This window comes from Eubacterium sp. AF19-12LB (genome assembly GCF_003479125.1).
Lineage (GTDB): Bacteria > Bacillota > Clostridia > Lachnospirales > Lachnospiraceae > Eubacterium_U > Eubacterium_U album.
In genome coordinates, this window is the sequence record NZ_QUGP01000003.1 from 1 (window position 1) to 26979 (window position 26979).

At 33.1% G+C, this 26979-nt stretch carries 21 protein-coding genes; 19 read left to right on the top strand and 2 right to left on the bottom strand.

Going from position 1 to position 26979, the window contains the following annotated elements:
- From DWX29_RS03230 to DWX29_RS03265, 10 genes are all read left to right on the top strand, one after another.
- Positions 1–3051 (top strand): glycosyl hydrolase family 18 protein (locus tag DWX29_RS03230; protein WP_118565164.1); only part of this gene is annotated, 3051 nt, incomplete at its 5' end.
- A gap of 484 nt (positions 3052–3535) precedes the next feature.
- Positions 3536–3709, top strand: coding sequence for a hypothetical protein (locus DWX29_RS12610; protein WP_022088000.1), 174 nt, complete (start codon positions 3536–3538; stop codon positions 3707–3709).
- A gap of 23 nt (positions 3710–3732) precedes the next feature.
- On the top strand, positions 3733–4749 hold the full coding sequence (locus DWX29_RS03235) for an ATPase, T2SS/T4P/T4SS family (protein ID WP_022088001.1): 1017 nt from the start codon (positions 3733–3735) through the stop codon (positions 4747–4749).
- Positions 4750–4756: 7 nt separating this feature from the next.
- A complete protein-coding gene (locus DWX29_RS03240) occupies positions 4757–6061 on the top strand; it encodes a hypothetical protein (RefSeq protein WP_022088002.1) in 1305 nt (434 codons plus the stop codon).
- A gap of 230 nt (positions 6062–6291) precedes the next feature.
- Positions 6292–6432 (top strand): hypothetical protein, encoded by a 141-nt coding sequence (locus tag DWX29_RS12615; RefSeq protein WP_022088004.1) that lies wholly within the window; start codon positions 6292–6294, stop codon positions 6430–6432.
- A gap of 3 nt (positions 6433–6435) precedes the next feature.
- The gene (locus DWX29_RS03245) at positions 6436–6840 is read left to right on the top strand and encodes a hypothetical protein (RefSeq protein ID WP_022088005.1); all 405 of its coding nucleotides are present in this window, start codon (positions 6436–6438) and stop codon (positions 6838–6840) included.
- Positions 6841–6902: 62 nt separating this feature from the next.
- Positions 6903–7247 carry a hypothetical protein gene (locus DWX29_RS03250; protein ID WP_022088006.1) on the top strand — a complete coding sequence of 115 codons (345 nt, stop codon included), beginning with the start codon at positions 6903–6905 and terminating at the stop codon, positions 7245–7247.
- Positions 7244–9925 carry a hypothetical protein gene (locus tag DWX29_RS03255; protein WP_118565165.1) on the top strand — a complete coding sequence of 894 codons (2682 nt, stop codon included), beginning with the start codon at positions 7244–7246 and terminating at the stop codon, positions 9923–9925. The genes DWX29_RS03250 and DWX29_RS03255 overlap by 4 nt, the downstream gene beginning before the upstream one ends.
- Positions 9926–9994: 69 nt before the next feature.
- The gene (locus tag DWX29_RS03260) at positions 9995–10360 is read left to right on the top strand and encodes a hypothetical protein (protein WP_022088008.1); all 366 of its coding nucleotides are present in this window, start codon (positions 9995–9997) and stop codon (positions 10358–10360) included.
- Between the two features lie 127 nt (positions 10361–10487).
- On the top strand, positions 10488–11351 hold the full coding sequence (locus DWX29_RS03265; protein ID WP_118565166.1) for a DegV family protein: 864 nt from the start codon (positions 10488–10490) through the stop codon (positions 11349–11351).
- Between the two features lie 212 nt (positions 11352–11563).
- Here DWX29_RS03265 and DWX29_RS03270 read toward each other — a convergent pair whose 3' ends face one another.
- On the bottom strand, positions 11564–12535 hold the full coding sequence (locus tag DWX29_RS03270) for a biotin--[acetyl-CoA-carboxylase] ligase (RefSeq protein WP_118565167.1): 972 nt from the start codon (positions 12533–12535) through the stop codon (positions 11564–11566).
- A gap of 343 nt (positions 12536–12878) precedes the next feature.
- Here DWX29_RS03270 and DWX29_RS03275 point away from each other — a divergent pair, with 343 nt between their 5' ends.
- From DWX29_RS03275 to DWX29_RS03300, 6 genes are all read left to right on the top strand, one after another.
- Positions 12879–15827 carry an insulinase family protein gene (locus DWX29_RS03275; protein ID WP_118565271.1) on the top strand — a complete coding sequence of 983 codons (2949 nt, stop codon included), beginning with the start codon at positions 12879–12881 and terminating at the stop codon, positions 15825–15827.
- Positions 15828–15942: 115 nt separating this feature from the next.
- A complete protein-coding gene (era, locus tag DWX29_RS03280) occupies positions 15943–16851 on the top strand; it encodes a GTPase Era (RefSeq protein WP_022088012.1) in 909 nt (302 codons plus the stop codon).
- Positions 16852–16980: 129 nt separating this feature from the next.
- A complete protein-coding gene (gene recO, locus DWX29_RS03285; RefSeq protein ID WP_118565168.1) occupies positions 16981–17724 on the top strand; it encodes a DNA repair protein RecO in 744 nt (247 codons plus the stop codon).
- Between the two features lie 49 nt (positions 17725–17773).
- Positions 17774–18409: a hypothetical protein gene (locus DWX29_RS03290; protein WP_022088014.1), complete on the top strand. Its 636-nt coding sequence runs from the start codon at positions 17774–17776 to the stop codon at positions 18407–18409.
- 82 nt (positions 18410–18491) lie between these two features.
- Entirely contained in the window at positions 18492–19889 is a 1398-nt protein-coding gene (locus tag DWX29_RS03295) for a glycine--tRNA ligase (RefSeq protein WP_022088015.1), read from the top strand.
- A gap of 261 nt (positions 19890–20150) precedes the next feature.
- A complete protein-coding gene (locus DWX29_RS03300) occupies positions 20151–21482 on the top strand; it encodes a leucine-rich repeat domain-containing protein (protein ID WP_118565169.1) in 1332 nt (443 codons plus the stop codon).
- A gap of 276 nt (positions 21483–21758) precedes the next feature.
- Here DWX29_RS03300 and DWX29_RS03305 read toward each other — a convergent pair whose 3' ends face one another.
- A complete protein-coding gene (locus DWX29_RS03305) occupies positions 21759–22364 on the bottom strand; it encodes a YdcF family protein (protein ID WP_118565170.1) in 606 nt (201 codons plus the stop codon).
- 243 nt (positions 22365–22607) lie between these two features.
- On the opposite strand from DWX29_RS03305, the gene DWX29_RS03310 reads away from it, so the two are divergent.
- The 3 genes from DWX29_RS03310 to ppdK all read left to right on the top strand — a co-directional run bounded on the left by DWX29_RS03310 (position 22608) and on the right by ppdK (position 26922).
- Positions 22608–23009, top strand: coding sequence for a hypothetical protein (locus tag DWX29_RS03310; protein WP_118565171.1), 402 nt, complete (start codon positions 22608–22610; stop codon positions 23007–23009).
- Positions 23010–23106: 97 nt separating this feature from the next.
- The gene (locus DWX29_RS03315) at positions 23107–24066 is read left to right on the top strand and encodes a LacI family DNA-binding transcriptional regulator (protein ID WP_118565172.1); all 960 of its coding nucleotides are present in this window, start codon (positions 23107–23109) and stop codon (positions 24064–24066) included.
- A 228-nt stretch (positions 24067–24294) separates the two neighbouring features.
- On the top strand, positions 24295–26922 hold the full coding sequence (gene ppdK, locus DWX29_RS03320) for a pyruvate, phosphate dikinase (RefSeq protein WP_118565173.1): 2628 nt from the start codon (positions 24295–24297) through the stop codon (positions 26920–26922).
- Positions 26923–26979: the final 57 nt, after the last annotated feature.

The following is a 26979-nucleotide window of genomic DNA, read 5'->3' on the forward strand; positions in this document are numbered from 1 at the left end:
GCTTCGGAAACAACAACTAAGAAACCGGAAACAACAAAGGCACCTGAGACAACAACTAAAGTAGCAGAGACAACAACAAAGGTACCGGAAACAACTTCATCTCATAAACCAATACAGGGATTGAATTCAAGATTATTAATAGGTTATTACCATACATGGGATAATTCAGGAAATCCTTTCATTAAGTTAAGAGATGTAGATAAGAACTGGGATGTAATAAATATATCATTTGCAGAACCTGTAAGTGCAGGAAGCACAGATGGAAAAATGAAATTCAATATTTCAGGACTTACAGCAGACTATACAAAGGCAGATTTCAAAAATGATGTGAAAGCATTACAGGCACAGGGTAAAAAGATTGTACTTTCAATAGGTGGATATGAGGGATATTTCTCATTGACATCACAGAGTGCAGTTAACCAGTTTGTAAGCGATATCAAATCAATTGTAGATGAATACGGATTTGATGGAATAGACATTGACCTTGAACAGTCATCAGTTCAGTTTGAAAGTGGAAAAGATACAGACATTAACAATCCAACATCACCAAAGATTGTTAACATGATTAATGCAATAAGAACAATTGTAAACAGTTATGGAGATGACTTCATTCTCTCATGGGCACCTGAAACATTCTACGTACAGTTAGGATATCAGTTCTATGGTGGAATAAATCAGTACTGTGATGCAAGAGCAGGTGTATATCTTCCAATGATAAATGCACTTAGAAATGAAACAACATATGTACATGTACAGCTTTACAATTCATCACCAATGATTGCAACAGATAATCAGTCATACAACATGGGAACAAAAGAAGGAATTGTTGCAATGTGCAACATGTTATTAAACGGTTTCTATGTAAATAACTATTATACAAAGTCACAGACAGCAGAAAAGTATTTTGCACCACTTAGACCTGATCAGGTAGTAATAGGTGTGCCTTCATCAGCAAGTGCTGCAGGAAGCGGACAGGTTTCAAATGAAACATTACAGAGTGCATTTACAGAATTAAACAATGCACATCCTGGATTAAGAGGAATTATGACATGGTCAATTAACTGGGATTCATCACAGAATAAGAACTTATTTGCACAGAGTAATGGTAGATTCCTTGATAGTCTTTCAGGAGAAGAAACAACAAAGACACCAGAGATAACAACAAAGGCACCAGAAACAACAAAGGTGGCAGAGATAACAACAAAGGCACCAGAAACAACAAAGGCACCAGAAACAACAAAGGCACCAGAAACAACAACTAAAACACCAGAAACAACAATTGATTCAGAATATCCACAGTGGAATAAAGATACAATTTACACAGGTGGAAACAGAGTTATATATAATGGAAAAGTATATCAGGCAAAATGGTGGACACTTGGAGATAATCCGGAAACATGTGGCCAGTGGGGTGTTTGGAAATATGTTGGTGATGCAACAGTAACACAGCCAACAACAAAGGCGCCAGAGACAACAACAAAGACAGTTGAGACAACAACTAAACAGGAAATAGTTTTAGATAAACCATTTGGATTAGTAGTAACTTCAACAGCAAATAACTCAATTACAGTTGTATGGGGCAGAGGCACAATTGATTTATATAATGTTTACATTGATGGAAAATTAGTATCAAATGCAGTAGCATGTGGCTCATACACATATACAGGTTATACAGCTGGAAGACATACAGTTGCGGTAACAACAACTTATAATGGAAAAGAGTCAGAAAAGACAGAAACTGTAGTAGATGTAAAAGGTCAGACAGAGACAACAACAAAGACAGTAGAGACAACAAAAGCACCTGAGACAGAAGCAACAACAGCTAAAAGTGAAGAAACAACTAAGGCTGCTTCAGGCTATCCTGAATGGGTAAATGGAAAAGTTTATGTAAAAGGTGATAAAGTGTCTTATAACGGAAATGTTTATGAAGCTCAGTGGTGGACAAATGGTGATAACCCTGAAACATGTGGCCAGTGGGGCGTTTGGAGATTGACAGACGGAACAACAACAAAACCGGCGGCAACAACAAAGCCTGTGGAAACAACAAAGACACCTGAAGTAACAACAAAAGCTCAGGAAGTAACAACATCAAAAGAAGAAGAAACAACTCAGGATAATAACTATACAGTTAACAAGAGTTTACCTGAACATATTGTTACAGGATATTGGCATAACTTTACAAATGGAGCTGCAAACTTAAAGTTAAGTGAAGTACCATCATACTATGATTTAATTTGTGTTTCATTTGCAGATTCAACATCAACACCTGGAGAAGTAACTTTTAGTGTAAATGGAGACTTAAGCAAGGCAGTTGGTGGATATACAGATGCACAGTTCATTCAGGATATTAAGACATTAAAGGAAAGAAATCAGCATGTAATTCTTTCTATTGGTGGTGCTGAAGGTACAATTTATATTACAAGTCAGGCAGCAGCAGATAATTTTGCAAACAGTTTAATTAAAGTAATTGAACAGTTTGGATTTGAAGGTGTAGACATTGACCTTGAAGGTGGAGCAGTAGCAGGAACGGAATATATTGCAGGAGCACTTAGAAAGGTTCATAACCATTTCGGCGACGAATTTATTATTACAATGGCACCTGAAACATATTATATGCAGAGTCCAACATCTAATTACTTTAAGTTAGCATTAGATATTAAAGATATTTTAACAGTAGTTAATATGCAGTATTACAATTCAGGTAGCATGGTTGGATACGGTGGAGGAGTTTATAGCTGTGGTTCAGTTGATTTCCTTACATCACTTGCAACATTGCTTATTGAAAACGGATTAAGACCAGATCAGGTCGGAATTGGTGTTCCATCATCAGCACCGGCTGCAGGAAGTGGTCTTGTATCTACAAATACATTAACATCAGCTCTTAATTGTTTAACAAAAGGAATGGCAAGTGGTGGAAGCTTTATGCCGCCTAAGACATATCCTTCATTAAGAGGTGTAATGACATGGTCAATTAACTGGGATGCATCTAATGGATACGCTTGGGGAAGCGCAATGGATAAGGCAATAGATACATTACCAAAAACAAAATAAAGGTATTAAATGTAGCTGGGGAGCTATAAAATATTGGGGTTTAAAGTAAGCCGTTTAAGTGAGAAATCACTTAGACGGCTTTTTCGATTTTTATGGCTGATTTCTTAATGCTAATTAAAAAAAGAAAATATTGTACAAATCATGCTTTAAAAAGAAACCAGATAATAGATTTAATATGCCGATTATAAAAAGTAATAATTTAAAATAATGTTTATATAGAAAATTTGAAAAATATATAAAATATAATTGACTACATAACTAAAATGTGATATTATTCTGAGTACCGAACAAATAACATAATATATGTATAATAACATGGCACACAATATGTATCAAAAATTGAACGATGAAAAGAGTGTTGAATAAATAATAATTAGTAGTTATAAGGCTTTTATCATCGCACTTAGGAAGAAACATAGCTGTGTAGTTCTTACCCGAAGCGTATAATATGTGATTATTTGGAATAAAGTATAGGAGGTAAATTATGGACATTTTTTTACAGGAACATGGTAAAACAATTTTCATTGCAGTATGCATTTTGCTGTTAGTGGGTGTTGCTTATGTTGTGGGACCGATTATATCAGATGCGATTAAGGGAATTGTAAACAGTTATGCAGGTTCTGTAACTTTTAACAGTGTAGCAGGAAAGATTAGTTAATTATAGGCGAAAGGGGAATACAGTTGAGAAAATTGTCATTGCCGGATAGGGCATTTGGAAAGTTATTACCATTTATTTATGACGATAACATTACGGACATCAATTATAGTCGTGAATTATGGGTGAATGATTTAAATAAGGGAAGGTATAAGATTGAGGGATTTACGTTAGATGAATTGTTTATACAACAGTTTTATACAAAAATAAGTAATTTAATGAATGTTCAATTTAACCAAAACAATCCATTATTAGAAGCGGAAACAGAAAATTTAAGAATTTCAATTTTGCATGATTCAGTTACAAATACAGGAATCAGTATAAGTATTAGAAAAACTCCTGCCGTAAGAAGAATAAGCAGGGAAAGTATTTTAGAAAGTGATTATTGTCCGGAAGTATTGGATATTTTTATGGAAAACGCCATCAAGGCACACTGCACTGTGATTGTTGGAGGGTTACCGGGAGTGGGTAAAACAGAATATGTAAAATATTTAACAAGTTATATTCCGGACTATGAAAGGGTGTATACAATTGAGGATAATCTTGAATTAAGATATTCGTCAATTAATCCGCAGAAAGATTGTGTGGAAATTAAGGTAAGTGATAATTTTGGATATGCTGATGCACTAAAGGCAAGTAAACGACAATTACCAACATGGGTTTTGCTTGCGGAGGCAAGAGGAGAGGAAGTTAAGTATCTTTTGGAAAATATTTCGGCAGGAGTACATTGTATAACGACAATTCACTTGGATGATGCAGGTAAAATACCCGATCGCTTAAGAAACATGGGACAGTCAGTTTATGAAAATGATGTTTATTCGTTTATTGATATTGGAATACAATTGCAGTCGGTAGTAAAACAGGGAGAGAAAATTTCGAGAAAAATAACACAAATTATTTGTTTGTCAAGATATGAGGATAGAAATGAAAAGACAATGATATATGAAGATGGAAGAATATTATGTAGAAAACTTCCACCTGAATTGATGAGAAAATTCAGAATGGCAGGTATTACAGATCCTTTTAAGAAAAGTGAAAATTAGGAGATAAATGAAAAAAGTAAAATATTTTAGAAAATACATATGTATTATAGCTATAGTTGTAGGAATAGCATTTGCGTATAAGTTAGAACTTCCAATAGTGATTGCTATAGGTGTAATAACAACGTTACTTATGCCTATGCTATATAAAGAAGAAAAAAAGAAAAGCTATTATAAGAAAAAATTTGAAGACTTAATAAGCTATATGGAGCAGATGTGCTATTCGTTTAAGAAAAGTGGAAAAATCAGACCATCTCTTATAGATGCACAAAAAATAAGTGATGGTGAGATGAAGGAAATAATTGAAGAAGTTATTGTAAATATTGATTCTAAAATGAATGAAGATATTTATGAGCAGGCACTTAAAATTCTCGAAGAAGAATATTATTGTAAAAGACTTATTTCACTTCATGAATTTATTATAAAAATAGAAAAACAAGGTGGAGAATTTGAAGAATATATAAATATTATTCTTAGCGATATAAAAGAGTGGAGTGATAGAACGGAACTTTTTAGAAGAGATATAGATAGGATAAGAAGAAACGTTCTTATATCAATTGGAGCTACACTGTTAACATGTGGATTTATGGCTTATCTTATACCAAAAGAATATTCATTTACAGGAAATATAGTATATCAGATAAGTTCGATGATTATTATTTTGATAATGCTTGTCATTTATATTTTTGTTTATAAGAAACTAAATATTGACTGGTTGAAAGAGGAGAGTTTTCTTAATCCTGAAATGGTAGATAAGTATTATGACTTAATTATGAAAAGCCAGAATGAAAAAATAAAATTTATGGACAAGTTGTCAATTAATAAAGTCAAAAAGAGAATGAGACGGGAAATATCGAAAGTATTTCCTGATTGGTTAAGGCAGGTAGCGTTGAATTTGCAACAGCAGACAGTACAGTCTTCAATAGAAAATTCATATGATGATGCGCCATATATTTTAAAAAGACCAATACGACATTTATTAATTGATTTTGAAGAATATCCAATAGGGATAGAACCTTATGATAATTTTCTTCAAGAACTCGATATGCCTGAAATACAGTCATCATTAAAAATGTTTTATTGCATAAATGAGTTAAGTAAAGAAGAAACTTATAAGCAGACAAATGCAATTATAGATAGAAATAATAAGATGTTAAAGCAGGCGGAAGAAATGAAAAATAAAGACAGAATTGGATTAGCAGGGACTTTGTCAGCAGGACCAATGATGGTAGGAGTTGTAAAGATAATTATTGATATGGTGCTTATGATTTTAGTATTTACGTCCGCATTGGGAAATGTAATGAATGGAGGATGAAAATGAAATTATTATTATCTGAATTAGGTCAGACTTTGATTTATGGAATATTATTTTTATTCATTGTTGCGGGATTTTACCATGTGTTACAGCAGGTTACATAGTTTTATGAGAGTAAAAATAATATGAAAATAAGTTTTTGATTTATAAAAATAGTAAAAGTCGAACCTTATATTATAAAAAGAACAAATGGAAGAATAGAGTAATTTGGGATAAAAGGAAGGTAGAGAATGGAGAATTTATTAGAAGAACATGGCGAGATAATTATAAGTGGAATTATTTCGGTAATATTAATAATTTTGTCTATTGCAATTATGTATACTGCAGCGGGAATGAATGTAGATTTTTTTACAAAACTGGTAGGAGGATAACGCATGGAAGTATTTTTAAGCGAACATGGACAAACTATTCAATATGCGGTAATTGGTGTAATTATTGTTGCACTTATTAGCATTATAACAAACACAAGTATTAAAAAAATAATGCCTACATACAACTGTGAAGGAAGTAATACTAACAGAGAGTTTTCGGAAGAATACAAAAAGAAATGCCCTATTATTGTAGGTGACGATGTTATATATGTTACATATTTAGATAAAAGTTTTGATGTGACAAATCAAATTAGTGCAAGGGATTATGATGGAAAAGATATAACAGATAAATTGAAAATATATGGAGATGTAGATGTGTTTCACAGAGGTGTATATAACATTAAATGTATTGTAAGAGGTGAAAGTGGCATTAAAAGTATTAGGAATATGAATGTTGTAGTGGAATAAGCAATGGTAATACAGATTGGCCTGGAAATAAAAAGTCAATGTTAAATTAGAGGAGGGAAAAGATGAAACTGGCAATAGAAATGTTTTCTATAGTTATAGTAGTAACAATAGCCTGTATAGTTTTTTCGTCGTATATAAGCACGGAAAATCAAAATGTAAAAGCGAGGGATTTTTATAATGTAGCAGTTAATCGTATAGAGGATAGTAATTGCGATGCACAAGTTATCAAACAATGTAAAGAAGAAGCCGGTGAAAAAGGATATATGTTGGTTACAGAAGATAATTCATTATCAGAAAATGAACTAAGTTGTTATGTTAGTATGGAATATAATATAACGTTTCCAATTTATCAAATGTTTGGAGAAAACAAGAGTAAAAAAGTTGTGATAGAGGGGTATGCAAGATGATTGGAAAATGGAGTGTAGTAATAGAAAAAAATATTTTGAAAGTATGCGTTGTGCTTGCTTTTTGCTGTATGGTTCTTTTGCAAAACAATGTTTATGGCGCGACTACAGAAAATGGAAGTAGAAGTAATCCGTATCTTGTGCAAACAGAAAGTAAATTAAAAAATATATTTAGCAATAACAAAAAAACAAGCGTAGTATATATTGCCATAGTTGGTAATATAAAAATTAAAGATGGAATAAAAGTAACTCAAGGAAGATATATGCTTTATTCATCAGGTGGTGAAAGAACTATTAGTAGAAGTAAAGACATAGGCGATGATGTAAATAAATCAGATAAATATTGTTTTAAAATCTCAGATGGAGCGGAAGTTCATTTTGGCGATGGAATGGGTGGATATAAGTTATATCTTGATGGGAAAAAGAATCAAATTTCTTTTGCAACAAAAGGGTTTATAAAAGTTGATGACAGTTCAACAGGAACGATTGGAAATGCATGTGTAGTAAAAAATGTTACTAATTATAATGGCGAGACGGAAGCAGGAGCGGTTAGAAGCACAGGAACATTGAATGTATATGGAATTATTCATGACTGTGATGGAGTAAAAGGCGGAGGAATTACCATTAAAGGCGGAGTGTGCAATATATGGCCCGGAGCACAAATATATAAATGTTTTACTCTAAGTCAGGGTGGTGGAGTATATGTTGGAAGTTATTCAGAATTAAGGATATATGATGGTGAAATTTTTGAAAATGAAGCATTAGAAGAAGGCGGAGGAATTTACATAGGTGGTTCTTCGCATTTATTAATGACTGCCGGAATAATACATAATAACAAATCAGGTGAGGAAGGTGGAGGCATATTTGGAACAGGATTAGGAACAATTGTAAATATAAATGATGGATGGATATATGGCAATGATGCCGGAGCCAGTGCCGGAGGCGTATTTTCAGGATATCAGGCAGGTCTTATTCTTGGGTCAGGCAGTACTGCACCGACAATTAGTGGAAATGAAGCAAGAGGAAGTGGTGGTGGAGTAAGATGCAATGGCGGTATAGGTGAAGGACATGGTGGATGTACGGTTATATATAATGCAAGGATTATAGGAAACACATCAGGAAATTTAGGAGGAGGAGTAGCCTGCGGTGATGATTCAAAAATAACTATCGAAGCAGTAAATATATTTAGCAACTCAAGCGTTGATAATGCGGGAGGATTATCCATAGGGAAGAATGTTGAGGATATAAATGGCGGAGCCATAAAACTTTATAATAGCATAATAGGTGAAAATGGAGCTACTGATAAAGGTGGTGGAATATGCACGGATTCTTCTGTTTTGATGAGAAATACCTCAATAAATAACAATTCTTCACGAAACGGAGGAGGCCTTTATATTGGCAATACAGCTACGGTTCATATGTGGATGGGAAGTTACATAAATAATAATTATGCATACAATAATGGCGGGGGTGTATATATAGGTGAAAAAGCTAACTTTTTACTGACGGACAATAACATATATCAAAATAATTGTGCTAAAAACGGAATGGGTGTGTATGTAAGAGGAAAGTTTCAAATGTTTAGCATAGCAAGTGTAGATGAAAGTAATGAAGTATATCTTACCAGACAGACATACATATCAATAATAGACAGATTGCTAAAACCTAGCGGATATGTTGCAGTTATAAGGACAACATTAACTGACCCGGGAACAATAATTGCACAGGTTGAATATAGTACAGATGCACAGAGTGAATTATATTATGTAGGTGATGCAGTTGCAGAATTAAATAACCAAAATTGTGTAAAAAAGTTTTCGGTACGAAATATTGGTGAAAATAAGCTTTTGAGACCAACCAAATTTGTAAAAACTTATGTGGATAATGAAATAATAATAAGTGAAAAATATGATGTTATATTTAATAAAAATACTTCTGAACGGGTTTTAGGAATGCCTGATAATCAGATTAAATTTTGGCAGGAAGACATAATAATAAGTGGTGTTACAGTCAGAAGAAATGGATATCATACAGTAGAAAATAAACATTGGAATTTCCAAAGTGACGGCAATGGAGCAACTTTAAAACCCGGTGGAATATTATATGCAAATGGAGACAGGGTACTTTATGCCCAATGGGAAAAAGAAAAAGTTATAAATTTATTTATAAATGCTACTGACAGATATTACGTAGTTAATCAAAATATAAAACTGGATATGAATGAGTTAGTTAAGAAAGTAAAAGTTACTGATGATACATATTCAAATAAAAAATATCCTATATACATAAAAAACATAATTGATGTATCAGGTAAAAATTATTATGAAAGAGGAAAGAATAAAGAATATGAAGATGTAAATAATTCAGATATTGTATTAACTGAGAAGTTTATGAACACAGAGTCTGTTGCAGCATTTATAGTGACGGTTTGTTCGAATGCCGGAAATAACAGCTCTTATGAAGAAAAAAAGTTTGGCGTATATATTGTAAATAATAATGACTACAATCCTGCAGTCAGATTTATTTCAAAAGATTATATTGATACATTAAATAAAAATTCTAAATGGAATCTTTCTATGCGGAACAGGCTAGAAGAAAGACTTAATAAAAAAGAAGGACAGGGAATGAAAAAGTATAAAATGTCAAAAGAAATGGTGAATGAAATTAAGAAAAACAGATGATGGCTAAATAATTACAGGAACCTTGGAGAGGGTATAAAAACTACTACTATAAAATTATGAGGAAAACAGATGAAGCAAATTTCAATAGTGATTGGATTAATTGTATCAGTTATGATTGTAAGTATGACTATTATGGCGTTAGAAGAAAATAGTTCAAGAGAAACAGAACTAAACAGAGCAGTCGCAGCGGCTGTAAAGCAGACAGTAAAAGCAAGTTGTGGTAAGAATAAAGAAATTAACAGTAATGACGATATGATAAATTTTTGTATGAATAATATTGCATATAATGTCAGTGGCACATCAGATTATGAAATAGAAGTCATGTCTGTTGATTACAAAGAAGGAATGTTGGATATAATAGTTACAGAAAAATATACAAATGTAGTGGGAAAAGAAAAAAAGATTACTATAAGAAAAGCTGCAATTTATGGATAAAATAAGTTGCAATAAAAGAGATAATAAACATTTTCTTTTTCAGAGTTGTAGAAATAGAAATGTTACAATGATATGATAATAACGAAAATAAATGACATTTTGTTAGGTTGAAAGGAATGTAGATAATATGAGAGATTATGTTATTGTAACAGATTCAGCAAGTGATTTGCCAAAAGAAATTTTACAGGAATATGATATTCCTTGCCTCCCTTTATATTATAGTATAGACGGAGTGATATACGGAGATGAAAAAAACATTGAACCGCATGAATTCTTTGAACTTATGAGAAAAGGTGCGATGCCTACAACGATGGGATGCAATCCGGAATATGCAACAGAGATGTTTAGAAGTATTTTGAATCAGGGAAAAGACATATTGCACATTGCATTTTCATCTGCATTAAGTGTTAGTTATAATTCAGCACGAATTGCAGCAGAGGACTTAAAAGAAGAATTTCCTGATAGCAATATCATTGTTATTGATTCAAAGGCTGCATCTTTAGGTCAGGGGCTTTTAGTTTATAAAGCAGCGACTCTAAAAAAAGAAGGAAAAAGTTTAGAAGAAGTAAAAGCATGGATTGAAGAAAATTTAAATCATATGTGCCATTACTTTACTGTAGATGATTTATTCCATTTACATAGAGGTGGAAGAGTATCAAAAACAACTGCAGTTGTAGGAACTTTAATACATGTAAAACCTGTACTTCATGTAACAAATGAAGGAGAATTAAAACCATTCCAGAATGTTCGTGGAAGAAAGAAAGCATTACAGAGTCTGGTTGATTCTATGAAAAAAGAAGGCGCAGGTTATGAAAATAAAGTAGCCTTTATTGTACATGGTGATTGTATAGAAGATGCCAATAAAGTAGCTGATAAAATAAAAGAAGAATGTGGGGTAGAAAAAGTAATCATAGGAATGCTAAGTCCTACGATTGGAACTCATGCAGGACCAGGAACAGTTGGTTTGTTCTTTATAGGAGAAAATAAATAAAAAATTTATTAATTGAAGTGATACCAAGATAAATACAGAGATGAAAATTACAAAAAGAATCTGTACCAGATTTTATGACTTTGGTATTGCATATATATTGTATACTATACACTAACAGCCAGGCTTCCAAAAAGTTTGGCTGTTAGTGTATAATTAACAAATCTAAAATAAACATATATATTATGAACCAGATATTTTTAATATGTGTGAAATTAATCCAATTTTATACTAACTTCTCCGGAAGAAAGAAGTTTTTCAGTTCCGTCTTCAAATCTGACAAGAAGATGACATTCATCGTCAATTGAAATTGCCTTTGCAGGCTTGTTACCATCTTTGTCAATAACAGTAATATTTTTTCCTAATAATATAGAGCGGTCAATATATTCTTTAAGGTAACTCTTTGATTCAAATGAATTGTAAAAGTCCATAAAGTAATTTAAGACATGAGCTAATAATTTGCTACGCTTGTTAATGGAATCGCTTTCTTTGTCAAATATAGCCGTAGCGACTTTGTTGATTTCTTCAGGAAATCCACCTTCAGGAAAACAAACATTAATACCAATTCCGACAATTGCATAGTTAAGTTTGCCTGTTTCCATATTAAAAGTAGCTTCAGTTAATATTCCACATACTTTTTTGTTATCTACAAAAACATCGTTGACCCATTTTATTTTTGCCTTTTTATCGGAAACATCTTCAATTGCCTTAGCAACTGCAACTGCTGCGCTTGTAGTTAAAAAAAGTGAATCACTGGCAGGAATATCAGGACGAAGTAGTATACTAAAATAAATTCCTGTATCGGCAGGTGAAACAAATTTTCTTCCCATACGACCACGACCTAAAGTCTGCTCACTGGCTACAAGAACAGTCCCTTCTGTTGCTCCATCTTCAGCCATTTCTTTTAAAACAGTATTAGTTGAAGAAATTGTGTCATACACGTGGATATCTAAAGGATATTTTAAGAATTCACCAATACTGTGCTTACTTAAAATATCATTTGATTGTTCAAGACAATAACCTTTATTTGTAGTAGCTGAAATCTTATAGCCTTCATTTTCTAAAGATTTGATTGCCTTCCAAATAGAATTTCTGCTAACGTTTAATTCTTTTGCAAGAGTAGCTCCTGAAAAATACCTTCCTTTATTTGCTTCAAGCATATGTAAAACTTCATCTTTAACGCTCATAATATTCCTCCTAATGCTTCTATAAGTATAACAAATATGAATAAAATATCAAATGAAGCCCGAAAATAAAATAAGAATTAAAATCAGATAAAAAAATTATTGCTATATAAAATTAGATAAAAAAATTATTGTTAATGAAGAAAAAAATTAAATGTGTTAGAATATAGAACGAGTATATCAGTTGAATAGATTTTTAGTTGAAGTTGATAATATATTAAGATAACACGGTGAATAGTATAAAATGATGGCACATTTACGTTAGAGTGAATGGTGAGTGATAAAATATAAGACATTTTTGACCGAACATCTTAAAAAAGAAGAATATTGTGGAAAGGAAAAGTTAATGGCAGTAAAAGATATTAAAGAATATGAAATTATAAAACAATATTATATGGAGGACTTAAATTCACAGGCTTATCTATTAAAGCACAAAAAGACAGGAGCAAGAATTGCGTTATTATCAAATGATGATAATAATAAAGTTTTTAATATTGGTTTTAGAACACCGGTAAATGACGATACAGGAGTACCACATATAATAGAACACACAGTCCTTTGCGGTTCAGATAAATTTCCGGTAAAAGACCCATTTATTGAACTCGTAAAGGGGTCACTTAATACATTTTTAAATGCAATGACATATCCGGACAAGACTGTGTATCCGCTTGCAAGTTGTAATGAAAAAGATTTTCAAAATATAATGGATGTTTATTTGGATGCAGTATTTAATCCACAAATATATAATCATCAGGAGATTTTTAAGCAGGAAGGATGGCATTACGAGTTAGAATCACCGGAAGATGAGTTGAAAATAAATGGTGTAGTTTATAACGAAATGAAGGGAGCATTTTCATCAGTAGCAGGAGTTCTTGACAGACAGGTATTACATTCACTTTTTCCGGATACAACATACGGCTTTGAGTCAGGTGGGGATCCGGTATCAATACCTGATTTAACTTATGAAGAATATTTGGATTTTCATAGAAAATATTATCATCCGTCAAATAGCTTTATATATTTGTACGGAGATATGGATATGGAAGAAAAACTCCGTTTTATAGATAAGGAATATTTGAGCAAATATGATACATTAGAAATAGATTCTGAAATAAAAATGCAGAAACCATTTGATAAACCGGCAGAGGTTGAAAGTTACTACCCTATATCAGATGGTGAATCAGAAGAAGACAATACTATTTTGTCATGGAATGTAGTTTTAGACACAACACTTAATAAAGAAGAAGTGTTGGCGTTCCAGGTACTTGATTATGTACTTATGACAATGCCGGGTGCAGTTTTAAAACAAAAGATTATAGATGCAGGCATAGGAAAGAACGTAGAAAGCACATATGAGTCAGGAATTTTACAACCATATTGGTCTATAGTAGCTAAATATGCAAATTATGAAGATAAGGATAAATTCAAGTCGATAATAAAAAGTGGATTAGAAGAAATAGTACAAAATGGTATCGAAAAAGAAAGCCTTATTGCTACAATTAATAATTTGGAATTTAAATATCGTGAAAGTGATTTTGGACGTTGGCCAAGAGGATTAATGATTGGCCTTCAGATGTATGAAAGCTGGATTTACGATGAAAATCAGCCATTTATATATGTAGAATGCAATGAAACATATGCATTTTTAAAGAAAATGGTTGAAACAGATTACTTTGAAAATTTAATTGAAAAGTATGTTCTAAACAGCAAAATTGAATCAACAGTAGTGCTTAAGCCTAAGAAGGGTCTTGTAGCAGAAACTGAAAAAGAATTAGCTGATAAGTTAGCTGCAAAAAAGGCAACTCTTTCAAATAGTGAAATTAATAAGTTAGTTGCAGATACAAAGGCATTAAAGAAGTATCAGGAAGAACCATCGCCGGAAGAAGACCTAAAGAAAATACCGATGTTGGAAATAAGTGATATTGACCCTGAACCAAGACCTATAAAGTCTCAGATAAGAGAAATTAATGGAATACCTACGGTTTATTATGACTGTTTTACTAACGGAATAGGTTATGCAATATTGTCATTTGACTGTAAAAATATACCTACGGAACTTTTACCATACATTGGTTTACTGAAAAATACTGCCGGATATATGAATACGGAAAACTATAATTACACTCAGCTTGCAAATGAAATAAATAAAAATATTGGTGGAATATATGTTGATGCAACATTATATCCGGATGCAATTGAAAAGAATAAGTTCGAACATCGAGTTGAAGTTAATTTTAAGTCGATGATAAGCAGAATGGATAAGGCATTTGAAATTGCAAAAGAAGTTATGCTTACTACAAAATTTGATGACTATAAGAGATTAAAAGAAATTATCGATGAAATAAAAGCAAGACTTCAGAATACACTTATGGAAAGTGGAGATTCTGCTGCAGCACTTAGAGCAGGCTCATATTTCTCAGAGACGATGTATAGAAGGGAAAATTATGCTGGAATTACATTTTACAAATTTATTGAAGATATAGCCAACAATTTTGAAAATGTAAAAGAGGAAGTAGCAGCAAAATTAAAATTGCTTACAGAGTATGTTTTTAGAAAAGAAAATCTTGTTATCAGTTATGTATGCAAGGATGATGAATATGACAGTTTACCGGGATTAGTGGAAGATATGACAGATTCATTATATGACAAAGAACCTGACAGTAGTATATTGAGTAGCGATAAAGTGGAAAAATTTGCAAAGAATGTATTAAATGAAGGATTTAAAACATCAAGTCAGGTGCAATATGTAGTAAGAGCAGGACAATTTGATACAGACAAATATCCATATACAGGAACTTTATCAGTACTTAAAACTATTTTAGTTTATGAATATTTGTGGAATAACGTAAGAGTAAAAGGTGGCGCGTATGGCTGTAGCAACTTCTTTACAAAACAGGGTGTTGCAATGTTTACATCTTACAGAGACCCTAAATTAAAAGAAACAAATGAAATCTATGAAAATGTTGTGGATTACATCAATAATTTTAATGCCGGTGACAGAGATATGCGCAAATTTATTATCGGAACTATAAGTGAATACGACCAGCCACGCACACCGTGTAGCGAAGGTGGAAGATTGTTAACATTGTATTTTAACCATAATACTTTTGAAAATCTTAAAAAAGAAAGAAGTCAGGTGTTAAGTACTACAACAAATGCAATCAGAAACTGTGGAAGCCTTGTTGCAGATGCACTTAAAGAATATTATGTTTGCGTTATTGGAAACGAAGGAAGAATAGAAGAAAACAAAGATATGTTTAAAAATATCTACAATTTATTTGAAAATAAAAATTAAAAGATAAATGCAAATATAAATGAAAAATAAATGAAAATATAAATGAAAAATAAATGCAAATCAGATGATAGAATGTAAATAAAGTATAAAACAAAAGTTTGGAAATGGAGAACAAATGGAAAATAAAGAGTACAAATCAGGATTTGTTGCATTAATAGGAAGACCGAATGTTGGAAAATCTACATTAATGAACAAAATAATAGGACAGAAAATTGCTATTACATCAAATAAGCCGCAGACAACGAGAAATAAGATTCAGACAGTATATACATGTGATCAAGGACAAATTATATTTCTTGATACACCGGGTATTCATAAGGCAAAAAATAAATTAGGTGAATATATGGTAAATGTGGCTGAAAAAACATTAAAAGAAGTAGATGTTATTTTGTGGCTTGTTGAACCTAGTACATTTATTGGGGCAGGTGAACAGCATATTGCCGAACAGCTTAAAGACATAAATGTACCTGTAATTCTTGTAATTAATAAAATAGATACTGTTAAAAAAGAAGAAATTTTGGTATTTATTGATGCGTACAGAAAAATTCTTGATTTTGCAGAAATAATTCCTGCATCAGCATTGAGAGATAAAAATGCTGATGAAATAGTAGAATCTATTTTTAAATATCTGCCACAGGGACCTCAGTATTATGATGAAGACACAGTAACTGACCAGCCAATGCGTCAGATTGTGGCTGAAATTATAAGAGAAAAGGCATTGCATGCTCTAAATGAAGAAATTCCGCATGGAATAGCTGTTACAATTGAAAAAATGAAAGAAAGAAAAAACGGCAAAATTACTGATATAGAAGCAACAATTATATGCGAAAGAGATTCTCATAAAGGCATAATTATCGGAAAACAGGGTAGTATGCTTAAAAAGATTGGAAGCAATGCAAGATATGAAATAGAACAAATGCTTGAAATGAAAGTTAATCTTCAGTTATGGGTAAAAGTTAGAAAAGAATGGAGAGACAGCGATTTGTTATTGAAGAATTACGGATATAATGAAAAGCAGCAGTAAAATACAATTTTTAAAAATATAAGAAATTTTTTTAATGTAAGAAATTTCTGCTATTAAAGCCGTGTCTATGCGGCTTTTAGCATTTATTAAATATTTAGTGATTTGAGTTAAGAAAGGAGAGGCACGATTATGGTTGAAACAGTAACAGCTATGGGAATTGTAATATCAGCAATGCCGATGGGTGAATATGATAAAAGAGTTGTGCTTCTTACAAAACAATTTGGAAAGATAACGGCTTTTGCAAGAGGGGCAAGACGACCTACAAGCCAGTTCCTTTCGGGAACGCAGCCTATGAGCTTTGGCGAATTTACCATGTATCGTGGAAGAAATTCATACACTATAACAAATGTAAAAGTGACAGAATATTTTGGCGGTGAAATGACCAACATTAATAAAATGTATATGGGAATGTATTTTCTTGAAATGGCGGACTACTATGGAAGGGAAAATATAGATGGAACAGAGACGTTAAAATTAATCTATCTTTCGCTTAAAGCACTGCAAAATGATTCTATTCCTGACAAATTGGTAAAAAATATATATGAACTTAAATCGCTTGTGATAAACGGGGAATATCCAAATGTGTTTACCTGTGTAAATTGTGGCAATAATAGTGAACTGGATTATTTTGATTTGAGAAAGAATGGCATGATTTGTTCTAAATGTCATGGAAATTTGTCAAAAGATAAATTAGTATCGCAATCGGCAGTGTATGCGCTTCAATACATAATTTCATCGCCACTTAACAAATTATATACATTTAATGTAAAAGATGAGGTGTGGCAGGAAATAAATGGAATTATAGAAAGTTATTTGAAAGAACACATAGAAAAACAATTCAAAACTCTGGAATTTCTGGAAATTAGTTATTGAAAATAATGAGTATACAATGTAAAATTAGGTATTGCGAGGAGGAGCGGATATGCTTAAGAAAAAAATTATATCATTGCTTATGGTTATGACAATAGCTCTTACATTTGTCGGGTGTGACAATAAAGTTGGAGATATTGCTTTAGAAAAAGGCCAGACAGCAATTCATATTTCAAAAGATGGTAAAGTACAGTACGGAGTAGCAGAGTCATTCGATAAAGATTATTATGACAAGAAGGAACTTAAGAGTACTGTTGAAAATGAAGTCGATGAGTTTAATTCAGATAGTGATGCATCAGGAAAAGATGCACTTTCTTTAAAGTCAATGGATGTAAAGAAAGATGTTGCGACTATGATTATGGAATTTGCATCAACTACAGACTTTGGAACATATATTTTAAAATATAACAATCCTGATAAAGGAACTTTCTATATAGGTGACATAAGTGACAATGAAGATTGTGAAATTAAGGGGAAATTTTATGCCCCTGACAATAAGAAAAAATCAGTGTCAGAAGACAAGATTAGTGATTTAGATGATAATATTTTGATTGTTAATGAACAGATGAAAGTCCAGATTGAAGGAACAGTAAAGTATGTGAGCGAAAACTGTAAAATCAGTGATGGCGTGGTAGAAACAGCGAAAACTGATGACGGAATAAGCTATATTGTATATACATTAAAATAATAATGATAATAAAAAGATGCCCTATGGATTGCTTAGTATTTCCTAACGTGGCATCATAAAAAATAAAAGGTGGAGAAGTATCATGGAAAAGACAATGGAAAAAATCGTTGCAGTTGCAAAAAGCAGAGGATTTGTATATCCGGGTTCAGAAATTTATGGTGGACTTGCGAATACATGGGATTATGGTAACCTTGGTGTAGAATTAAAGAATAATGTTAAAAAAGCATGGTGGAAGAAATTTATTCAGGAAAACCCATATAATGTAGGTGTTGACTGTGCTATTTTAATGAACCCTCAGACTTGGGTTGCATCAGGACATCTTGGTGGATTCTCAGACCCTCTTATGGATTGTAAAGAATGTCATGAAAGATTTAGAGCAGATAAACTTATTGAAGATTATATGGAAGAAAATGGAATTACAATAGAAGGTTCTGTTGATGCATGGTCACATGAAGAAATGGCTAACTACATAGAAGAAAAGAACATTGCATGTCCAACATGTGGTAAGCACAATTTTACAGAAATTCGTGAATTTAATCTTATGTTTAAGACATTCCAGGGTGTAACTGAAGATGCTAAAAATACAGTATATTTAAGACCTGAAACTGCACAGGGTATTTTTGTAAACTTTAAGAATGTACAGAGAACTTCAAGAAAGAAGATTCCATTTGGTATCGGTCAGGTTGGTAAATCATTTAGAAATGAAATTACACCTGGTAACTTCACATTCAGAACAAGAGAATTTGAACAGATGGAACTTGAATTCTTCTGCGAACCGGGAACAGACTTAGAATGGTTCCAGTATTGGAGAGGATTCTGCCGTGACTGGTTATTAAGTCTTGGAATTAAAGAAGATGAAATTAGATTAAGAGATCATTCACCTGAAGAATTATGTTTCTACTCAAAGGGAACAACAGATATTGAATTCTTATTCCCGTTTGGATGGGGCGAACTTTGGGGAATCGCTGATAGAACTGATTACGATTTAACTCAGCATCAGGAATTATCAAAGCAGGATTTATCATATTTTGATGATGAAAAGAAAGAAAGATATGTTCCATATGTTATTGAACCATCACTTGGTGCTGACAGAGTAACACTTGCATTCCTTTGTGCAGCATATGATGAAGAAAATATCGGAACAGAAGAAAAACCGGATATGAGAACAGTTATGCATTTCCATCCGGCTATCGCACCTGTTAAGATCGGTGTACTTCCATTATCAAAGAAGTTAAATGAAGGTGCAGAAAAGGTATTTGCAGAACTTAGCAAATTATATAACTGTGAATATGATGACAGAGGAGCAATCGGTAAGAGATATCGTCGTCAGGATGAAATCGGAACACCTTGGTGTGTTACTTATGATTTTGATTCAGAAGAAGATGGAGCAGTTACAGTTCGTGACCGTGACACTATGAAACAGGAAAGAATCAAGATTGAAGATTTAAAAGCATACTTTGAAGAAAAGATGGCATTTTAATTGGAATTGTCAGCATATAACATGCAAAAGTATGTAAGACATATTTAAAAACAATTATCCTTAATGGATATAAAATATGATTTTAAATAATAACAGAGTTGAAATTCATATTGGATTTTAGCTCTGTTATTTTTTATTCTTTGCTAAAAAGTGAAAACTTAACTTATAATTAAAAAATAAATGCAATAAAAAATATGACCTCTTCGTTTAATAAGTATAAGACAACAAAGAAAACAAAGATTTTTAAGGAGGGTATCTATTATGAAATCAAAAGTATTATTATCAGGGGCAGTAGCCTTAGCTATGGCAACAGCAGTTATGGGACCTGTTGCAACCAAAAGTGTTAATGTGTATGCAGCAGAAACAACACAAAATCAACAGGCAACACAAAATCAGGAAACAACGAAGAACGTTGAGGCATCTAAAAATGTGTTAACCGGAAAATGTGGTGACAATGCAACGTATACATATGACAAAGACGCGAAAACAATTGTAGTTTCAGGAACAGGTGCAATGTGGGATGATATGGAAATACTTGGCAATTATGATTCTGTAAAAAGCATAACAATCGAAGATGGAATCACATGTGTTGGCGAAAATGCGTTTTCAACCTTAAGTGTAGAATCTATAAAGATTGGAAAAGATGTCCAAACAATAAAAAGAAAAGCATTCGGATTTGTTTGGGGCGAAGAAACAGCAATAATACCTGCAAATGTAAAGACTATCGAGCAAAATGCATTTGCAACTATTAAAAACATTGAATTTATGGGAGATATTGATGGTTTTGAAAATGGAATCGTTGAAAGTAATACGGACGATATTAACAGTGTAATTTTGCATGGGACAGCAACAAAACTTGGTATGATATTTAAAAATTCACCAATATATAAAGTGATAATTGCACAGGACAATACAAAATCTACTTTTGATAAAGGATGTATATTGTCAGCAGACAAAACAAAATTGAATTATTACATAGGAACAAATGACAAAGTTGTTATTGCTGATACAGTAGAAGAAATTGATGCAGGGGCTTTTAGAAAAAAATTAGTTAAAAGTGTAAAATTAGGTGAAAATGTTAAAAATATAGGTGAACAGGCTTTTTATAGAACATATGACCTTGCATCATTTGTTTCAAATAAAAAATTAGCATATATTGGAGACAAAGCGTTTGCAAACTCAACATTAAAGAAATTTGCTTTTGATACAAAACCAAAAATGGGAGAGAAAGTATTTTCTAGAAATTCAAGTATTACATATTCAAAAGGTCTGAAAAAGGCTGGTACATCAATTGAATTTGCAAAGTTACGCAAAAAGAAATACACAATAAGATTTGCAAAAGTAAATGGAGCTACAGGATATGAAGTTAAGTTCAAAAGTGCAAAATACAAAAAAACATTTACGACCAAAAAGAATATGTTTACTAAAGCAGTTTCAAAAAATGATGTAAATAAAATGGGCATCACGAATGGAATAGAAGAAGATGGAACATGGACAGCAGGTACTGTAATGGTAAGACCTTATAAAGTAGATAAAAAGAAAAAAATCTATGGGAAATGGTCAACAAAAACATTAGTTTTATATTACGAATAACAGACTATGAAGTAGAAGAAACAATAAAACATAATAAGTATAAAAGCGTAATAAGCTAAAACATAATAAAAAGTAACAAAAAACAAAAAATAAGATAAAATATGATGCCTACGGATTGTTCCGTGCTGCGCACTACCACAATCCTACCCAATATTCGCATATCGCGGGAATTATCCCGCTTTTATGCTCATATTGAGGCGGGTCCCAAGGTCTTTCACCCACTTATGAGCAAGCTCATGTGTGTGAGAGACCTTTTGACCCTGGCATCATAATAAATTACAATGTTATGTTAAAATTATTAATGTAGCCCTTATTTGCATAATCTATTATTCCAAAAATTTCACCGATTGCTCTTTCGTATCCGGCAGGAGTTTTATACCAGTTTTCTTTAGTTGTGAAAGAGTCATTAACTGGGCATGGAATGATATTTATATCTTTAGAAAACATTTTGTCAACTAATAAAAGGCATCTTTTCATGTGGAATGTGGTGGTAATTAAAGCAATCTTGAGAGATGGATAATTTTCCTGACTTTTAATAATTCTATAAGCATTTTCTAAACTATCAATTGTTGAAGTGGAATTATATGCTGTGTAAATATTTAAAGAAGGTATTCCTGCTTTTACAGCATATATTTTCATGAGATCAGCCTCCTGATAAATTCCAGAGTCAGTAAGCATTTTGCCTCCGGAAAAAATAAAATTTTTAACAAGTCCTTTATTATACAAAGCCACAGCCCTTGGCACACGATATTTAACAGCACTATAGCTACCCATAACGATTCCCATATCCGAATTGGTGTCTGAATATTCTATATTTTCAAAAAGCATTGAATTTATTAAATCCCTGGAAATATCTTTATATTGTAAATCAGAAACGTTCATTAACAATCCTCCAAATCTGTAAGAGAAACATCAAAGTTTATATGTACATATTCCCTTAATATAGTATATGAAAAAAAGTGAAAAATGTAATATTGAGTATATAAAAAGAGCAAACGACAAATTGCATTCGAACCATTGACAATTTGAATAAATTGTAATGAAAATAAATTTGAAAAATGATAATATTATAGTTAAATAAAAACAAAATAATGGAACGAAAGAAAACAGAAAGGAGTGCAACTAATGAGAAAGAGAATAGCTGTAATACTTTGTGCATTATGTGTTACATTGGCATTTGTCGGATGCGGTAAGAAACAAAAGGAAGAAAAGACAACGGAAACAAATGTAACAACGACAACTGAGCAGACAACTATAGAGGAAACGACCGAACAGGAAACATTTAGATATTCAGTAAAATATGAAGCTGTAATTGATACATCAGACCTTACAGATCAGGAAACGTCTGATATGATTTCAAATTTGCGAAACATTGCGCAGGAAAATAATATGAAGATAGGCTTGGGGCAGGCAAGATATCAGGAATTAGTATTGGAGATTACCTGTTTTTATAATGATGAATCCATAACAGTTAATGAAGTAAAAGAAAAGCTATTGTCAGGGTTAACTATTAAGTCGATTCAATAAATTTATATCTACAATAAATTAGATAATGTGATAAAATAGTGTTATCGATAACATTATCAAATGAACGAATTAATTAGAAAACAATTAGGAGAGAACAATGGCAATAACAATTAAAGACATTGCAAAAGCTACAGGTGTATCGACAATGACCGTTTCACGTTTTCTCAACGAACCGGAAAAATTAAAACCATCAACTTATGAGAAAGTAAAAAAGGCAGTAGACGAAATGGGATATGAACCTAATCAGGTTGCCAGACTTTTGCAGACAAACAAAACAAACATTATATGTGTATATATTGCAAATGGAATTGACCCTCTGCATCCTTTTACACTAAGAGCAATTTCAGGAATCGGAGAAAAGTTAGGACTTGAAGGTTATTCAATGCAGATATGTAGACATGATTACAAAAAAGTTAAATGTGATGGCGTAATAGCCATGGGTATGACTGAGCGTGAAGAAGATGAAGTGATGAAGTGGTTTAAGGATAAGCCTGTAATTGTATTTGGAAATAGCAGTTACAAGAATAATTGGATTGACATAGACAATTATAAAGGTGGATATATTGCCACAGAACATCTTCTTAAACGCGGTTATAAGAAAATTGCAAATATTGGAATAAGAAGTGAAGAAAAATACACGCAGGACAGATTAAATGGATATATGGATTGTATGAGAGATTACCATATGGATATACCACAATCGGGAATAATGAGAGTGTGTAATAATGAAGACGATGGATATTTGGCAGCTTCAAGAATTTTGAAAAATGCAGATGTTGATGCGATAGTTTGTGCCAGTGATGCTTTAGCACTTGGAGTAATGAGATGTGCCGTTAAGATGGAAATAAATGTTCCTAATGAACTTGGCGTTACAGGATTTGATGGATTAGGATATGAAAAATTAGTAACACCTCATATCACAACGGTAGAACAACCTGTATATGCATCAGGAATAGCTTTGGCAGAATGTATTGTCAATATATTGCGAAATAATGACTATTCAGAAACCGAAAAATTTATTAAACCAATTTTGAATATTAATGGATCAACAAAATAATGTGTGTCGTATGAAGTTTAGTAAGATTTGATGAGTTTTAGTGATTTTTTGTGGTAACATATGGCAAATGAACTTGACTATCAAATGCCTTATGTTATAATGTTTTATAGGGATTTTTGCCCAATTTTTGTGCGCAAAAATACCGATATTAGAAAATATGAGTTGGTTAAAGAGAGCCATTCTCCACAACTCATAAAATAAATACTAAAGTTTTAGGAGGAAAAATTAATGGCAAACAAATGGGTATACCTTTTTAGCGAAGGTAACGCAAACATGCGTGAACTTCTTGGTGGAAAAGGTGCTAACCTTGCAGAAATGACAGGTTTAGGACTTCCAGTACCTCAGGGATTCACTATTACAACAGAAGCTTGTACTCAGTACTATGAGGACGGTAGAGAAATTAACGAAGAAATTCAGGGACAGATTAACGAGTATATCGTAAAGATGGAAGAAATCACAGGAAAGAAATTCGGTGATAAGGAAAATCCATTACTTGTTTCTGTTCGTTCAGGAGCTAGAGCTTCTATGCCAGGTATGATGGATACAATTCTTAACCTTGGTCTTAACGAAACAGTAGTTAACGCAATTGCTGAAAAGTCAGGAAATGCCCGTTGGGCATGGGACTGCTACAGAAGATTCATCCAGATGTATTCTGACGTAGTTATGGAAGTTGGTAAGAAGTATTTTGAAGAACTTATCGACAAGATGAAAGCTGACAGAGGTGTTAAGCAGGACGTTGAACTTACAGCTGATGACTTAAAGGAATTAGCAGCACAGTTCAAGGCTGAATATAAAGAAAAAATCGGAGAAGACTTCCCAGATGATCCTAAGGAACAGTTAATGGGAGCTATCAAAGCCGTATTTAGATCATGGGATAACCCACGTGCTAACGTTTACCGTCGTGACAACGATATCCCTTATTCATGGGGAACAGCTGTTAACGTACAGTCAATGGCATTTGGTAACATGGGTGATGATTGTGGTACAGGTGTTGCATTTACAAGAGATCCAGCAACAGGTGAAAAGAAGCTTATGGGTGAATTCTTAAAGAATGCTCAGGGTGAAGACGTTGTTGCCGGTGTTAGAACACCAATGCCAATCGCTCAGATGGAACAGGAATTCCCAGAAGCATTTGAAGAATTTGTAAAGGTTTGTGAAACACTTGAAAACCATTACAGAGACATGCAGGATATGGAATTTACTGTTGAAAACAGAAAACTTTACATGTTACAGACAAGAAATGGTAAGAGAACAGCTCAAGCTGCTTTACAGATTGCTTGTGACCTTGTTGATGAAGGCATGAGAACAGAAGAAGAAGCTGTAGCTATGATCGATCCTAGAAACTTAGATACATTACTTCACCCACAGTTTGATGCTGCTGCTCTTAAGGCTGCTACACCAGCTGGTAAGGGACTTGGAGCTTCTCCGGGAGCTGCTTGTGGTAAGGTTGTATTCACAGCTGATGATGCTGTTGAATGGAATGCAAGAGGAGAAAAGGTTGTACTTGTACGTCTTGAAACATCTCCAGAAGATATCACAGGTATGAAGGCATCACAGGGTATCTTAACAGTTCGTGGTGGTATGACATCACACGCTGCCGTAGTTGCTCGTGGTATGGGTACATGCTGTGTATCTGGTTGTGGCGACATCGCTATGGACGAAGAAAACAAGAAATTCACTTTAGCTGGAAAAGAATATCATGAAGGAGATTTCATCTCAATCGATGGTTCAACAGGTAACATCTATGATGGAATTATTCCTACAGTTGATGCTAAGATCGCTGGTACATTTGGACGTATCATGGGATGGGCTGATAAATATAGAACACTTAAGGTTAGAACAAATGCTGATACACCAGCTGATGCTAAGAAAGCTAGAGAACTTGGTGCAGAAGGTATCGGTCTTTGCCGTACAGAGCATATGTTCTTCGAAGAAGACAGAATTGCAGCATTCAGAGAAATGATCTGTTCTGATACAGTAGAAGAAAGAGAAGCAGCTCTTGAAAAGATTCTTCCATATCAGCAGGGAGACTTCGAAGCACTTTACGAAGCACTTGAAGGTAACCCAGTTACAATCAGATTCTTAGATCCACCTCTTCATGAGTTCGTTCCAACTGAAGAAGAAGATATTAAGAAACTTGCAGATGCACAGGGTAAGACAGTAGAAGAAATCAAGACAATCATTTCTTCACTTCACGAATTCAACCCTATGATGGGACACAGAGGACTTCGTCTTGCTGTAACATATCCTGAAATTGCTAAGATGCAGACTAAGGCTGTTATCCGTGCAGCAATTAATGTTCAGAAGAAACATAGTGATTGGACAGTTAAGCCGGAAATCATGATTCCATTATCATGTGATGCTAAAGAATTAAAATATGTTAAGGATATCGTAGTAGCTACAGCTGATGCTGAAATCGCAGCAGCAGGTGTTGAACTTGAATATCAGGTAGGTACAATGATCGAAATCCCAAGAGCAGCTCTTACAGCTGATGAAATCGCTAAGCAGGCAGACTTCTTCTGCTTCGGTACAAACGATTTAACACAGATGACATACGGATTCTCAAGAGATGATGCTGGTAAGTTCTTAGATGCTTACTATGATGCTAAGATCTTCGAAAACGATCCATTTGCTAAGTTAGATCAGGTTGGTGTTGGTAAGTTAATGGAAATGGCTATCAAACTTGGTAAGCCAGTTAACCCTAACCTTCACGTAGGTATCTGTGGAGAACACGGTGGAGATCCATCTTCAGTAGAATTCTGCCATAAGATTGGTCTTGATTATGTATCATGTTCACCATTCCGTGTACCTATCGCAAGATTAGCAGCAGCTCAGGCAGCTATCGCTAACAAGTAATACACTGACAAGTGAAAAGAATATAATTACTTAAAATAATGAACTCCTGTATACCAG

Bases quoted from the DNA above. Each gene is read 5' to 3' on its own strand.
- DWX29_RS12610 (WP_022088000.1), top strand. From the start codon at position 3,536: ATGGACATTTTTTTACAGGAACATGGTAAAACAATTTTCATTGCAGTA.
- DWX29_RS03240 (WP_022088002.1), top strand. From the start codon at position 4,757: ATGAAAAAAGTAAAATATTTTAGAAAATACATATGTATTATAGCTATA.
- DWX29_RS12615 (WP_022088004.1), top strand. From the start codon at position 6,292: ATGGAGAATTTATTAGAAGAACATGGCGAGATAATTATAAGTGGAATT.
- DWX29_RS03245 (WP_022088005.1), top strand. From the start codon at position 6,436: ATGGAAGTATTTTTAAGCGAACATGGACAAACTATTCAATATGCGGTA.
- DWX29_RS03250 (WP_022088006.1), top strand. From the start codon at position 6,903: ATGAAACTGGCAATAGAAATGTTTTCTATAGTTATAGTAGTAACAATA.
- DWX29_RS03255 (WP_118565165.1), top strand. From the start codon at position 7,244: ATGATTGGAAAATGGAGTGTAGTAATAGAAAAAAATATTTTGAAAGTA.
- DWX29_RS03260 (WP_022088008.1), top strand. From the start codon at position 9,995: ATGAAGCAAATTTCAATAGTGATTGGATTAATTGTATCAGTTATGATT.
- DWX29_RS03265 (WP_118565166.1), top strand. From the start codon at position 10,488: ATGAGAGATTATGTTATTGTAACAGATTCAGCAAGTGATTTGCCAAAA.
- DWX29_RS03270 (WP_118565167.1), bottom strand. From the start codon at position 12,535: ATGAGCGTTAAAGATGAAGTTTTACATATGCTTGAAGCAAATAAAGGA.
- DWX29_RS03275 (WP_118565271.1), top strand. From the start codon at position 12,879: ATGGCAGTAAAAGATATTAAAGAATATGAAATTATAAAACAATATTAT.
- era (WP_022088012.1), top strand. From the start codon at position 15,943: ATGGAAAATAAAGAGTACAAATCAGGATTTGTTGCATTAATAGGAAGA.
- recO (WP_118565168.1), top strand. From the start codon at position 16,981: ATGGTTGAAACAGTAACAGCTATGGGAATTGTAATATCAGCAATGCCG.
- DWX29_RS03290 (WP_022088014.1), top strand. From the start codon at position 17,774: ATGCTTAAGAAAAAAATTATATCATTGCTTATGGTTATGACAATAGCT.
- DWX29_RS03295 (WP_022088015.1), top strand. From the start codon at position 18,492: ATGGAAAAGACAATGGAAAAAATCGTTGCAGTTGCAAAAAGCAGAGGA.
- DWX29_RS03300 (WP_118565169.1), top strand. From the start codon at position 20,151: ATGAAATCAAAAGTATTATTATCAGGGGCAGTAGCCTTAGCTATGGCA.
- DWX29_RS03305 (WP_118565170.1), bottom strand. From the start codon at position 22,364: ATGAACGTTTCTGATTTACAATATAAAGATATTTCCAGGGATTTAATA.
- DWX29_RS03310 (WP_118565171.1), top strand. From the start codon at position 22,608: ATGAGAAAGAGAATAGCTGTAATACTTTGTGCATTATGTGTTACATTG.
- DWX29_RS03315 (WP_118565172.1), top strand. From the start codon at position 23,107: ATGGCAATAACAATTAAAGACATTGCAAAAGCTACAGGTGTATCGACA.
- ppdK (WP_118565173.1), top strand. From the start codon at position 24,295: ATGGCAAACAAATGGGTATACCTTTTTAGCGAAGGTAACGCAAACATG.